Below are 13,784 nucleotides of genomic sequence, written 5' to 3' on the forward strand. Positions count from 1 at the left end.
CTGCTGCTCTCCACCTCGCCTCGCGACGACGCAGTTGCAGTCGGTTACAGGCCGGAGTGGGCTTGCCTGGAAGGGACTTCCACCCTCCAAGCCAGACACACTCGCGGTCGCACGAGCGCGCCACTCCGATGGCGCTCATGGGATGTGCAATCACCAAGAAGAGCGCCATCGGAGTGGCGCGCTCCCAGCGCATGACGCGTTCTTTTGGCAAAGTTAGCGCCAGTGAGTGGCGCGCTCCCAGCGAACGACCCCCAAATTTAACGCCTATGGGGGGAAAGCCCCAGTCTGGATTGCTCCAGTTCCGACGTCGGAATCAGAAGCATCTCGACTGAGGCCCGCCCCTTCCGCCCCGTATGACGGGCACCTCCCCCGATGACGTCCCAATGACGGGGGAGGAAAACGCCTCGATGGAGCACCCCCGACGTCGACGAATAATCAAGCCCTTCTCAAGGACAAATCAAGCGGCGGGCAAAGTCTTGCGGCACCGGCAGGCCCATGGTGCCCGGCATCGACACAACGCCCGGGAGGCACCGATGCCTGATACCACTCTCACCACCACCCCCGCCCCGCAGCCCGATCTCGCGGCCCTCAAGGGACGCCAGCAGGTCGCCTGGTCGTCGGGCAATTACGCCGTCGTCGGCACCACCCTGCAAATAGTCGGCGAGCAGCTCTGCGAAGCCATGGATCTCAGCGCCGGCGCCAGGGTGCTCGACGTCGCCGCCGGCAACGGCATGATGAGCCTCGCCGCGGCGCGACGCTGGTGCGAGGTCGTCTCGACCGACTACGTGCCCGCCCTGCTGGCGGCCGGCCGGGCGCGTGCCCACGCCGAGGGTCACGCCATCGAGTTCCAGGAAGCCGATGCCGAGGCGCTGCCCTTCGCCGACTCGAGCTTCGACGCGGTCGTCTCGACCTTCGGCGTGATGTTCACGCCCAACCAGGACAAGGCCGCGGCCGAACTCCTGCGCGTGTGCAAGCCCGGCGGCACGATTGGGCTCGCCAACTGGACGCCCGACGGCTTCATCGGCCAGGTCTTCAAGACCCTGGGCAAGTACCTGCCGCCGCCCGCCGGCGCCAGATCGCCGGCGCTGTGGGGCACGCGCGCGCGCCTCGACGAGATGTTCGGCAACTCCGCCACGGTCACGGCCGAGCCGCGCCATTTCAACTTCCGCTACCGCTCGCCCGGGCACTTCATGGAGATCTTCCAGACCTTCTACGGCCCGGTGCTGAAAGCCTTCGCCGCCCTCGACGGCGAGAAGCAGCGCGCGCTGCACGCCGACCTGATGGCGCTGATGGCGCGTCTCAACCGCGCGAGCGACGGCACGCTGGTGGTGCCGAGCGAGTACCTCGAGGTGGTGATCACCAAGGCCGAGGCCTCCGGAGGGGCATGATGAAGGGTCGTTTCCTCGCGGCGCTGGCGGCGGCCTCGACGGCGGCGGCAGTGGCGGTAGCGTCGGCGGCGCCGACGCTGCCCGGCGACATCCCCGCCGCGCTGCGTCCCGCCGCCGGCGAGACGCTGGCGGCGACGCTCCCGGCCCGCGGCGTGCAGATCTACGAATGCCGCGCCCTTGCCCCGCCCGGCGCGGAACTGCGCTACGCCTGGAAGTTCGTCGCCCCCGAGGCCGACCTGTTCGACGGCGACGGCGAGCAGATCGGCGTGCACGGTGCCGGTCCGTACTGGCAGACGGTCGACGGCAGCCGGCTGGTCGGCGAGATCAAGGCGCGCGTCGACGCGCCGATCGCCCGCGCCGTTCCGTGGCTGCTGATGGCAGCGCTATCCACCGGGCCGGCCGGCCGATTCAGCCGCGTCACCAGCATCCAGCGCATCGACACGGTCGGCGGCGCCTCGCCGGTCGATCCCTGCACGCCCGACCTGACCGGCGTGCGGGTCCGCATGCCCTACAGCGCGACCTATCGCTTCTTCTCTCTTTTCTGAGGACAACCATCATGAACGACAGCCTCCTTCCCGCCAGTCTGGTGCTGGCGGCAAGCCTCGCCGCCGCCCTGCCGGCGAAGGCCGACATCGTCACCGACTGGAATGCCAGGACCGGCGCGCTGATTGCGGAAGCGAAGATGGGCACGCCACCGGCGGTGCGCGTCGTCGCGATCGTGCAGACGGCCGCCTACGGCGCCGTCAACAGCATCACCCAGCGCTACCCCGACGCGACGACGGCGGGGCAGCGCCCGCCGCAGACCACCTCGATCGAGGCCGCGGTCGCGGCGGCCCATCGCACGACACTGCTCAAGCTCCTGCCGGCGCAGCAGGCGTCCATCGACGCCGCCTACCAGGCGATGCTTGCCAAGGTCGCCGACGGCCCGGCCAGGAACGCCGGCATCGCTGCCGGCGAACGGGCGGCGCAGAAGGTGCTCGACCAGCGACTCGGTGACGGCGCCAGCGCACCCGATAGCTATCGCCCGCACACCACCGCCGGACTGTACGTGCCGACGGTGACGCCGGCGGTGACGTCGTGGCCCAGGCGCAAGACCTGGCTGATGAGCGCACCCGACCAGTTCCGTCCGGCCGCGCCGCCGGCGCTCGCGAGCGCGACCTGGACGCGCGACCTCAACGAAGTGAGGGAGATCGGCGGACGCACCAGCGCCCGTCGCACGCCCGAGCAGACGGCGATCGCCCGTTTCTGGGAATACTCGCTGCCCGCCATCTATTTCGGCGTCGTGCGCTCGGTCGCCGATCGCGCCGAGCGCGAGGTGACGCGCAACGCCCTGCTCTACGCCACCGTGGCGCAAGCCATGGACGACAGCCTGATCGCCGTGATGGATGCCAAGTACACCTACAATTACTGGCGGCCGGTGACGGCGATCCGCAACGCCGACATCGACGGCAACGAGGCCACGGCGCGCGACGGCGCGTGGAGCCCGCTGATCGACACGCCGATGCATCCCGAGTACCCGAGTGCGCACAGCGTGCTCGCCGCCGCCGTCGCCACCGTCCTCAAGGCCGAGATCGGCCGCGGCCCGATGCCGACCGTGAGCACCGCCAGCCCGACCGCCAAGGGCGCCGTGCGGCAGTGGACGAACTTCGACGACTTCACACAGGAAGTCGCCAACGCCCGCATCTGGGCCGGCATCCACTTCCGCACCGCCACCGAGATCGGGACCGCCATGGGCCGCCGCATCGGCGAGATCGCGGTGACGCGGCTGATGCTGACGCAGTGAGAGCTATCCAGGACATGGACTGCGCGACGCGCGAGGGCATTGGCTCTCGCGCGTCATCGCGTCCCGGCCTCGGCGCACAGCGCGTCGCGTCGCTCGGCGGCGCCGACAGCGAGATCGTGCAACAGATAGGCGGGCCGGCTGCGGCGCCACGGCTGGCCGGACTGTGTGCATCGTAGGTCTCGGGCATCGCCACGCCTGCCGGCGCATGGGCGTCGAGACCAAGCGCCGCCCGGCGTGACGCCTCCTCCGCCCGGGTGCGCGACCCCAGGATCGCCGCCGCATGCTCGACGAGGGAGCGACGGTGCGCGACGAAGAAGGTCGTGGTGTCCGACGGCACGACGCGTAGCCTGATCGCGAAACGCCGCCGCCGAGCCGGCGCAAGGCGGCCTTTGCGTCTTATCGCAATTGCGAATTGGTCGCAATCCGGATTGAGACTTCGCGACAGGCTGTGAAACATCCCCTCCCCCTTGCGGCGTGGTCTCCTACAGGCAGTAAGGGAGCAATCACCCAGCCTCACCTGCCTCAGAGCGTTCGCATATGCCAATTTGTCCGTCATCTTGAGCGGAGCTGTCCGAAGGCGGCGCAGTCGAGAGACCTTTCTTGCCGGGCAGCAACAAGTAAGGTCTCTCCACTGCGCCTCGCTACGCTCGGCTCCGGTCGGGACGACGATCCTTTTTGCCCATGCGAATAGCCCCACCCGCCCACCCCGGAGAGACGCCATGGCCGCACCCCGTCCGTCGAAGACCCATATCGGCAACCACGCACTCCGGCCCGAGACCCTGATGCTTTCCTACGGCTTCGACCCGGCGCTGTCGGAGGGCGCGGTGAAGCCGCCGGTATTCCTCACCTCGACCTTCGTCTTCGGCACGGCGGAAGAAGGGCGCGACTTCTTCGACTACGTCTCCGGCCGCAAGCAGCCGCCGGCAGGCAGCGCGGCCGGCCTGGTCTACTCGCGCTTCAACCATCCCAACAGCGAGATCGTCGAGGATCGGCTCGCCGTCTACGAAGGCGCGGAGCAGGCCGTCCTGTTCTCCTCCGGCATGGCGGCGATCACGACCACCATCCTCGCCATTGCCCGGCCCGGCGACGTGATCCTCCATTCGCAGCCGCTCTACGGCGGCACCGAGACGCTGCTTTCCGGCACGCTGTCGAACTTCGGGATCGCGGCCGTGCCGTTCGCCGACGGCGTCTCCGAAGTCGCCATCCGCGACGCCGTGCGCGCGGCCGAAGCGAAGGGACGGATCTCGCTGATCCTGGTCGAGACGCCGGCCAACCCGACCAACGGGCTGGTCGACATCGCGCTCCTGCGGCGCATCGCCGAAGAGATCGGCACCCGGCAGGGCAACCATCGGCCGCTGCTGGCGTGCGACAACACCTTGCTCGGCCCGGTCTTCCAGCGTCCGTTGGTGTACGGCGCCGATGTGTCGCTCTACTCGCTGACGAAATATGTCGGCGGCCATTCCGATCTTATCGCCGGCGCCACCCTGGGTGCGAAGGCGGTCATCGCGCCGATCAAGGCGCTGCGCGGCAGCGTCGGCACGCAGCTCGACCCGCATTCCTGCTGGATGCTCGGGCGCTCGCTCGAAACTCTGTCGCTCCGGATGGAGCGGGCCAACGCCAATGCCCGCCAGGTCGCCGAGTTCCTGCGCGACCATGCCAAGGTCAGGAAAGTCCACTACCTCGACTTCCTCGAGCCGGGATCGGCGGCGCGCGATGTATATACGCGGCAATGCACGGGCGCCGGCTCGACCTTCTCCTTCGACATCGCGGGCGGCCAGCGCGAGGCCTTCGCCTTCCTCAATGCCCTGCAGGTCTTCAAGCTGGCGGTAAGTCTCGGCGGCACTGAGTCACTGGCCAGTCATCCTGCCGCCATGACCCACTCGGGCGTTCCGGCCGCCGTGCGTGCTCGGATCGGCGTGCTGGACACGACGATCCGGCTGTCGGTCGGGATCGAGCATCCCGATGACCTGATTGCCGATCTGGCGCAGGCGCTGGCGGTGACCGCGTGATGGGAATCGGAAGCGCCAAGCAGTTCGTACGAATGCAACTGGGCAGACTTCGCGGGCGCTCTCGCGAAGCGCGCTCGAATCGCGGAGCCGACCGATGCTGCGGCCCGCACAGTCGCCACCGCGCTGGTCGCTGCGCGCCGCGCAAAATCGCGGGGCGAGGCCGAAGCCGATGGTGGGCCGCCATCGCGTCGGCAATGATCGTCGTTCCCGTGCAGGCGGCCGAGCCCGACTTCACGACCTCATCGGCGACGTTCGAACCCGTGCCGGCTATCAGCGGCAGCCTCGTCCGCTACACTGTCGTCGTTTCGAACACGGGTGGCGACAGCTCCTATACGCGCATCACCATCGCGCTTCCCCCCGGTTATCTCATTGCGACCAGCGACGACTGCGCCGCGGCCACACCCAGCGGCGGACGCTTGCTCTGGTACGAAGGGAGGTTCGCCGCCGGGGCCAGACAGGAATGCCGGGTCACCCTCCTGCCGCGCCCGGATGCGGCGGGCACCATTGCGACCCTGGCTACCGAGATCGCCACGCCGCCGTCCGGCTATTTCCGCCTCGAGGCCAGGCCAACGCTTGTCGCGCCGCCCAATCCGGACACCGTGTATCTCGGGCCGCTTGGCATTACCCCGGCTGGCGTGGCGACGCTAGGGCTCCTCACGCTGGCCGCCGTCGGGGCCGCGGCTCTTGCGATGAAGACGCGGCCTGACCGAGCAGGCATGAGGCTGTCGATCGGCGCCTGGATTGCAATCGTCACGTCGATCGGCTTCCTGGTCTATTTCGCCAGCCTTGCGCGCAACGATCTGCGCAGCCACACCGAGTTTCAGGAAACCTCCTGCGTCATCGTCGACTCCTCGATCCGCGCCTTCAAGAGTTCCGGCAAGAACAGCGGATCGACCTACGCACCCGAGTTCGCGGTCCGATACGACGCACGGGGTGTCGAGACCTACAGCGTCGCCTCGCCGCCCGCGACGTCGGTCAGCGTGGGATGGATCGGTTCATCGCAGCAAGCCCTCGAGCGCCTGGCGGTCGGATCGACCCAGCCGTGCTGGTTCGACCCCAACGATGTCAAGATCGTGCTGCTCGACCGTGGTCCCGGCGGGGCCTACTTCTTCGCGCTGCTGCCGTTGCTCGTGCTGGCTTTGGGGAGCTGGATGCTGGCGGGAGCGCTGCGCTCGCGAAGCTCGTCACGGCCTGGCACCTGACGACGTCACCCGCTGACACGGGACGAGTTCCGCATTCGAGTGCACCGACGACACCGCCACCTCTGCCCGACCAGGCGTCAGTCGATGAACGATGGCGATGGACCGCAGTGCAATTGTGCGCACGTGCCTCGGAGCGTTGCGCGGCTCATCCCAGTGAATGGGTCCGTTCCGCTTCCTTTGCTCTCTGATCGGCGTAGACGATGAGCTTCCACCGAATGGTCTCGGGCGAGGCATGGCGATGGTGGTCCGCGGACGGCAGGAGATCGCCCTCGTTGGACACGATCTCGTGGTTGCACTCGCGGCATGCGTAGACACCAGTCCAGAGCGCGACCGTACCGGGCAGATGCTCGTCCTCGAAGACGTCACACGTGCTCTGCCAAAGATGGCTTCCGTCCTTGAACATCGCCATATCGACCTCCACTCGTCCCTCGCGGATGCACGATGCCGCGACGTCTATGGAATGCTCCTCCCGATGCCCGCTATCAATGCATTCGATTTTCAAAGCGCATGCCCGTCACGACAAAAGCTTCGGCACGTCCGTGGTCGGCGCAGAACAAATTGCCAAACTGCGCTTCGGTCGGTGGGCATGGAGGGTCGGCACCTCCAATCAGTCGGCGCCCGGCCACCCACCGGCCACCCCGCTGCGGACCGGCCGAGGGTGCAGGCGTGCGGGATGCCGGACACCACGACACGGTTGTCGGCCGGGACCCCGATGAACTGATTGCCCGCTTGGCGCGGTGGTGGTGACGACGCCGCAGGCTCCTGCGGTGGGTGAATACCCCTCGCCCCCTCTGTCATGGGTCTGTCGTCCATCTGGACAAGGTAGGCCGATGCGTCCTATACAGCCCGCCGCCAACGGAAACGGCGCGCCCAGGTAGCTCAGTTGGTAGAGCATGCGACTGAAAATCGCAGTGTCGGTGGTTCAATTCCGCCCCTGGGCACCATTCCCCAAATTGCCGCGCTACTTCAAAGGGTTGTTTCCGGCCCTCGACGCGAGGGCCGTTTATCCGTTCGCGAGAAGATCTCCACAATGACGATGCGCTTCTACAAGTAAGCGGATCCGATCAGATGTCCCAATGCGCCTGTTGCTCGTCATCATCGTCCCGAGCTTCGCTGATATTGCGCTCGATGCTAGCCAGCATTTTCTTTGACCAGCGCCGAACCGGGCCCTTGGGATGGTTTTCGAGTGATTTCAGCGGGGCCTGGTAGAGTTCGAAGTAGGTCGTGAGCGACCCCGCCCAGCCGAAGGTATGCATGTTCTGCTCGATGTGCCTGAGGACCTCCTCGCGATTGCCGAACTCGTCGAGCAGACGGCGGATGACCGGGTGAAACTGCTGGTTCGGCTCCTTCGGGTCGTTACTCGCGAGGACGGGGGCGACGCTCGCAACGAAGGCCGGACCTATATTCGGCTGCGCTTGACACCAGGCGAAGAGAACGTCCTCGGGCAGGCATAGGATCGCCGGGCTCTTGCGGTCGGCGAAGGAATAAGGATCGCCGAGTGCGCTCTGCATGCGCCACGAGCGCAGCTTGTCGCTTGAGCCGATCGCTTGAACCAAGATCGGCCAGACGACCCCGCTGAACTTCGACAATAGCTTCGGTAGCAGCGGCTTTATCAACTCTTTGGCTTCGCCGTCCGGATCGCGGACTAAATGATTGGCGAGTGTAAGAGCGACCGAACGGGCATCGGGGTCGTCCCAGCCCTTCTCAAGTAGCCAGTTCATCAACACCTTGAAATGATGGACGTCCATCTGCGAACCGGGCTTCCTGTGCCGGCGGTCGAGATTGGCGGCTACAAGCTTGAGCTGCGGTCGGAGGTATTCGATCTTGCCGTGCGTGCCATGGACGTACATGCCGATCAGGTCGAGCCCGACGGAATAGGCAGTGTCATCCAATGCGAGCATTTGGTCGAACAGCGGAGCCACAGCATCCGGCGGGAGCTCGTCGAGCGCGCGGCCCACGGTCCAGTTCACGAGAGCGTTCGGCTCGATCATGCCGTTGCGAAGACCGCTGATGACCAGCTGCACATCACTCTTCTCGATACCGATGCTGGCTGTGACCATGACGAGCGCCTGAGCGAAGATCTTGGAGCCAAGGGCCTCCCGCTTGAAGAGGTCGATCGCCTCCGGATGCCGATCCGCAAGCCCGGTCATGTAGCCGACGAACAAGCCGTAGTTTCTCCGGTCCTCCGGTGCAGCAGCGACGGCCTCTTGGATTGGCGCTAGCCAATCAAGCGGCCTCGGCGCCTGCTTCGCCAGATCCTGTCCGAACTCATAGACCATGCGGTGTGTGCCAGTGCTGAGCTGCGGCAAGAGCTCGGAAATGAGCTTCGGTTCTTTTAAGAGATCGCCGGCGAGTTGCTCGACGGCTTCGCGCTGGAGTCTCTTCCCGACCTTAAAGTCGTGCGTCTCGTCGACAAGATAGTCCCAGGGCATATCGGTGAGGAGAAACCTTGCCCGGCCACGCAGGTCATTGGGCGTGAGCTGGTCAATCAAGTTCTGCACGCGCTCCGCCACGCCTGGCGCCAACCCCTTCTTGTCGTATTGGAGCACATTGGCGAGGCCATCGACGGCCTCCGGCCAGTAGCGATGGGCAGCCGAGATCTCAGCAACCCATTTCTCGACTTTGTCGATAAGGCCACGCGAAACCAGGAGCGGCAAATCCTGGGCCAAGCCTATCCTTGCCTGCGTCCCGATGCCGTCATCGCGCTTGGCGAGCGCGACCAGCCGCTCGACGCACTCGATGATGTAGTCGAAAACGTCCTTCCAGGTTCTCGGCTGCCAAGGGGTCAGGGCGGGACGGCTGCCCTGGATTTCAGGGCCGACTCCGCGCGAATAGCTGTGCATGGTTGTCCCTTTGAGAAGCGCCTCTACGACAAGGGGCATTTCGACGGGATCGTTCCTTTCGATCAGCTCGTCCAGCAGACGCAGACGCGCCTGGCCGTCCGCCGCAGTGTTGCCCAGGAGGGCAGGGAATATCGCCTTGAAATCGCCGGTCGCGTTGTTGCCCCAGCTCTCGTTCTCCGCGAGTGCGAGCTTGAAGAGGAGCCGGGCGCCTTGCTCGAAGGTCCCCTCAAGGAACGCGATTTTCTCAAGAGCCCAAACGAGATGGCGGCGTAGGTCACCGTCGATCTGCCTGCACTCGTCGATCGACAGCGGATCGAACAGCCAGTCAATCAGCGTAACGACAGCTTCGGCATCGATCTCCGCCAGCGACGAAAGAATCTCTGCATTGCCGTCGATGCCGAGCGCGTCCAGCGAGGCGAACGGACCGTTGAGGCGGCAGACATGTTTCGTCACCTCCGTCGCGATTACTCGGTCGTTCAGCAGGGCCAATTGGCCGGCCGCCTGAGTCCGCAAATGTTTCGGGAGGCTTCCGGCCAGTACCTCGTCCCAACGCTTGTCGCTCCATTGGCGCCACTGCCGCTCAGCGAGCCTCAAGGCGACCGGGCGCGGCTGTAGCGCCAGAAGCCGCCCCCGGGTTTCGGCGACACCGCGCGCCGACAAATCTTCGAGTGCGGCCCGCAATTCATCAGCTGTCCTGTTGCGCGCCAGCGCAGCGATATCTTCGATATCGGTGCTCGGAGATTTCGATCCTAAGAGGCCAAAGGTCCCGAGCAACATGCCTGCGTCGAGAAGCGACTGCCGGTCTGCCAGACTCCTGCCGAGGAGCACCCGCTCCACGAGCTCGTCGTCGCTGACGGTCGCGATCGAGCCGTCCTTCAACCAAGCTTGCCCGAGAAGAAGCGCCATTTTGGGATGGCCGGACGAAAACTTGACTAGGCGGCGTTGGTCGTCGCTCGGCAGATTGGGTGCGACCTGCTTCATGATGACTTCGAGGACTTCGGTGTCCGCCGGGTCGAGGCGCAGCGTGTCGGACGGCAGATTGCCTGCCGGCAGTTCGGGATCGATGGTGACGAGCGACAAGCGGCTGCTCGACCGCTTGACGATGGCGGCAAGGTCCCGATGCGTGTCCGTCGCGCACTGGTCGACAACGACGATCGCACGGACGGAACTATCGGCGAGGTTTTGTACGGCCGATTTGACCGCCGCGGGACCCGCTTCGGACTCGACTGCATAGAGCACGAGATCGCTCAAGAGCTGCCCAGTCCTCTCCTCTTCCTCAGTCGGTCCGAGCGCTTCGAGGGTGAGGCGGGACTTGCCAATGCCAGAGAGCCCGACGATCCGGGCCACTCCCCGTAACGGGGTCACAAGTTCCCGAAGTTTCGTTCGGAAGGGTGTGAGACGCGGGTCCTGCACCAAGGAGGAGTTGTCGTGATCTGAGCGTCCGGCCCAATGCGCCCAATTCCGGAACCATCCAGCGAGGCCGGGCTGCGTCTGCTCCAGAATCCAAGTCGCGACCGGCGGGCTCATGTTCGCCCATTCGGCGATTTGTGAGGCGTCCCGGAATTGGACTCGGTTGCCATTCACGCTGATGCCGTGTTCGGCCAGGGTCTTGAGGATCTGGTCGGTACGCTTCTTGATTTGCTGGCGCGTATAGGGATGCGTGCAGAGGACGACATACGCACCGCCCGCGGCGACGGCGTCGCGGACCATGGGTTTAATTTCGTTCGTCTTCGCGGTAAGGATCTCGTCGCCTATTTCTTTCGGGCTGATGTCGGTCGCCTTCAGCTGGAATTGCGTCAGCCGTGCAGGCAGGAACGGAGTACGCTCTGGACCGCCCTGCCACTCGATGCGAGCGTCCTCACCGCCGTCGGGCGCGGTGATGGTGGACGACACATGTATGCCGTCCTGGGGCAGGACATGGGTCTGGGCTTCGGCCGCGAGCAAACGTCTGGTAAGAACGGCAAGCTTGCGGTCGCTGAGCGCCTGGATGTGGTCGCTGGTCACATGGAAAGGCTTGGCCTCGTCGTTCGAGATCGGCGTCATCTTGCGTCCTGCTATGGTCGACAGCGCGGACGGATCGGCCTCCAAAAGCCGCAGCAGTTTGATGACAGAGGCCGCGGGCCTGATCGTGCCACTTTCGTACTTGGTGAACGCGCGCGGGCCGCCACCCAAAAGTTCACCTGCCTCTACTTGGGATAGGCCGAGGCCCTCTCGAATGCGGCGGATGTCGTCAGCTGAGAGGTCGGAGGAGCGCAGGGCACCCTCAGAGGGAGAACGAGCCATTATGGTGTCTATCCTTTCTAAGACACCAATATGGTCACCTTATTGGATAATAACAATCCGTGCCCAATCTGACTTTAACCTATTGAAATTGATCAAATTTTCAGCGATGAAGCCAAACGACAGACCCAGCCGGCGGATGCGTCAGCCAGTTCTCCGGCGTTCATTGAGCTTGATCAGCATGCCCACCGCCTCAGCCTCTCAGTCGAAATCGCGGGTGTAGCGGATCAACTCCTTCTCAGTGACCCAGCCGAAAATGGTCTTCAGGGCGAAGTTGTTTGGGATCAGGTCACGGTGATAGCGCAGCCACCAGTGCGTGGCCGCTTTGCGCATGCCGCGGGCGCTGGTGTCATTCTTCTGCGGTCTGACATTCGTCAGACAGCCACTCGTCCCTACAAGCCGAGCGCATAGGAAGGCCGGCGTGGATCGGCGCCGCCCTTGAGTACGCCGGTCTCGAGGTCAGCGACGACCGTGCAGACGGCGCCGGCCAGCCAAGTCCAGTCGGCCCACCACTCGATCCTGTGACCGAATCCCTCGAGCGCCTCTCCAGTGGACCGGTCGATCCGCCCCTCCAGCTTGAGCAGTCCAGGGTGATAGGCATGCGGCTCGAAGGAGCCGGGATAGCTGTACGAGGCGCATCGCGGTGCTTCTACGGCGTCCTGAACCTCCATGCCGAACACATGAATATTGAGGAAGGCCTGAAGCATGGCCTGCGTTTGCACGTCGCCGCCGGGCGTGCCGAACGGCATCTTCATCTTTCCTGGCCTGATCGCAATTGCCGGATTGGGCGTCAGCCGTGGACGCTTGCCGGGCGCCACGCCCGACGGATGATCCGGATCGGCCCAGCTTTGGCTGCCACGCGGTGAAGGGATAATGCCCAGCTCCGGCACCACCGGCGCGTTGTAGGACCCATCACTGGGCGTCGCCGCAAACACGTTGCCATGACGATCGACGACCGAAACATGCGAAGTGTCGAGCTCGGGCGCGGAAAAAGCGCGTTCGGGCACGAGCGCCGCACCGTTTCGCACACGCTCGGCAGACAGCTTGCGCGGATCGCCGGCCGGCGGCATCTTGGGCCACGCACGGTCGGGCCTGATCATACTGCGTCGCTGCCGGGCATACTCATGCGACAGCAACGCCTCGATCGGCACGTCGACGACACGCGGATCGCCGAAATAGGCCTCGCGATCCGCGAAGGCCAGCTTCACCGCCTCGGTGATGTGATGCAGGTAGCCGGGAGAGTTGTGGCCGAGCGCGCGCAGCGCCGAGGCATCGAGCAGGTTGAGCGCCTGTAGCAGCGACGGCCCCTGGCACCAGGGACCGCAGGCAAAGAGCTGGATATCGCCAAAGGTCGTCCCGACCGGCTCGTCGAAGCCCGATCGATAGTCGGCCAGGTCCTCGGCCGAGAGGAAGCCGCCGTTCTCCTTCTGGAACTTCACGATCGCCTGCGCGATGTCGCCGCGATAGAACGCCTGGCGGGCGGCCTCGAGCGCCGCACCACGCCCGCGATGCCGGGAGGCGCGCTCCTGATCGGCCATGTGCTGAATGGTGGCCGCGAGGTTCTTCTGAACGAAAATCTCGCCGGGCAGCGGCGGGCGCCCGTTCGGCAGATAAAGCGCGACGTTTGACGGAAACTTCCGATACTCCGCCTCGTGCTCGGTAATGATTTCCGACAGGAGCGGGTAGACCGGAAACCCGTCGCGGGCATAGCCGATCGCCGACTGCGAGACGTCCCCAAAGCTCATCGTGCCGAAGCGCTCGAGCGCCGTGATCCAGGCGTCGGGCGCCGCCGGTACCAGGGTGCGGAGGATTCCCTGCGGAATGGCACTGCCATGGTGCTTCTTGAAGTGATCGGGCCGGATCGCTTTCGGCCAAGGGCCCAGTCCCGGGATCGTGACGACGCGATCCTCGGCAGCGGAATAGATGATGATCGGCGCCACGCCCGCGAAGTTCACGTATTCCGGCTGCACGACACTGAGCGCAATACCGGTCGCAACGCCAGCGTCGATCGCATTGCCACCGGCCTCCAGAATCTTGAAGCCAGCCTCGGAGGCAAGATAATGACAGGCAGCCACCATGTGGCGCGTCCCCATGATCGTCGGACGGTGGGCCATATCGCAACGTTCCTTGGGCAAGAGTTCTGCTTCGCGCAAGCTTGCGCCCGAGGCCGACATTGGCAAGCACCAATTGCCTCGGCCTGTTGAACTCAAAATCAGCCAGACCAAGAACATCGTTGGGCGCCGTTTGAGGGCGGTCCTAAATGTTGGTTTTGACACCGA

The 13,784-nt window shown here is 65.2% G+C and carries 9 protein-coding genes and 1 tRNA gene; 6 read left to right on the forward strand and 4 right to left on the reverse strand.

What is annotated here, in order from left to right:
- The first annotated feature begins 533 nt into the window (after positions 1 to 533).
- The 5 genes from AB7O82_RS31035 to AB7O82_RS31055 all read left to right on the forward strand — a co-directional run bounded on the left by AB7O82_RS31035 (position 534) and on the right by AB7O82_RS31055 (position 6,382).
- A complete protein-coding gene (locus AB7O82_RS31035; RefSeq protein WP_428554366.1) occupies positions 534 to 1,388 on the forward strand; it encodes a class I SAM-dependent methyltransferase in 855 nt (284 codons plus the stop codon).
- A complete protein-coding gene (locus tag AB7O82_RS31040; protein WP_428554364.1) occupies positions 1,385 to 1,933 on the forward strand; it encodes a DUF3455 domain-containing protein in 549 nt (182 codons plus the stop codon). The genes AB7O82_RS31035 and AB7O82_RS31040 overlap by 4 nt, the downstream gene beginning before the upstream one ends.
- 11 nt (positions 1,934 to 1,944) lie before the next feature.
- On the forward strand, positions 1,945 to 3,171 hold the full coding sequence (locus AB7O82_RS31045; RefSeq protein ID WP_428621036.1) for a vanadium-dependent haloperoxidase: 1,227 nt from the start codon (positions 1,945 to 1,947) through the stop codon (positions 3,169 to 3,171).
- A 719-nt stretch (positions 3,172 to 3,890) separates the two neighbouring features.
- Positions 3,891 to 5,180 (forward strand): cystathionine gamma-synthase family protein, encoded by a 1,290-nt coding sequence (locus AB7O82_RS31050; protein WP_428621037.1) that lies wholly within the window; start codon positions 3,891 to 3,893, stop codon positions 5,178 to 5,180.
- 209 nt (positions 5,181 to 5,389) lie between these two features.
- The gene (locus AB7O82_RS31055; protein ID WP_428621039.1) at positions 5,390 to 6,382 is read left to right on the forward strand and encodes a DUF3592 domain-containing protein; all 993 of its coding nucleotides are present in this window, start codon (positions 5,390 to 5,392) and stop codon (positions 6,380 to 6,382) included.
- Between the two features lie 145 nt (positions 6,383 to 6,527).
- Here AB7O82_RS31055 and AB7O82_RS31060 read toward each other — a convergent pair whose 3' ends face one another.
- Positions 6,528 to 6,791 (reverse strand): hypothetical protein, encoded by a 264-nt coding sequence (locus AB7O82_RS31060; protein ID WP_428556292.1) that lies wholly within the window; start codon positions 6,789 to 6,791, stop codon positions 6,528 to 6,530.
- Positions 6,792 to 7,250: 459 nt separating this feature from the next.
- Between AB7O82_RS31060 and AB7O82_RS31065 the strand changes: the two genes are divergently transcribed.
- Positions 7,251 to 7,326, forward strand: a tRNA-Phe gene (locus tag AB7O82_RS31065).
- Between the two features lie 120 nt (positions 7,327 to 7,446).
- Here the strand turns inward: AB7O82_RS31065 and AB7O82_RS31070 are convergent.
- The 3 genes from AB7O82_RS31070 to AB7O82_RS31080 all read right to left on the reverse strand — a co-directional run bounded on the left by AB7O82_RS31070 (position 7,447) and on the right by AB7O82_RS31080 (position 13,679).
- The gene (locus AB7O82_RS31070) at positions 7,447 to 11,508 is read right to left on the reverse strand and encodes a type II toxin-antitoxin system MqsA family antitoxin (RefSeq protein WP_428621040.1); all 4,062 of its coding nucleotides are present in this window, start codon (positions 11,506 to 11,508) and stop codon (positions 7,447 to 7,449) included.
- 198 nt (positions 11,509 to 11,706) lie between these two features.
- Complete coding sequence (locus AB7O82_RS31075) at positions 11,707 to 11,838, reverse strand: hypothetical protein (RefSeq protein WP_428621041.1); 132 nt, start codon at positions 11,836 to 11,838, stop codon at positions 11,707 to 11,709.
- A gap of 59 nt (positions 11,839 to 11,897) precedes the next feature.
- Positions 11,898 to 13,679 (reverse strand): gamma-glutamyltransferase family protein, encoded by a 1,782-nt coding sequence (locus tag AB7O82_RS31080; protein ID WP_428621043.1) that lies wholly within the window; start codon positions 13,677 to 13,679, stop codon positions 11,898 to 11,900.
- Positions 13,680 to 13,784 lie beyond the last annotated feature (105 nt).

The organism is Reyranella sp. (assembly GCF_050185545.1).
GTDB lineage: Bacteria > Pseudomonadota > Alphaproteobacteria > Reyranellales > Reyranellaceae > Reyranella.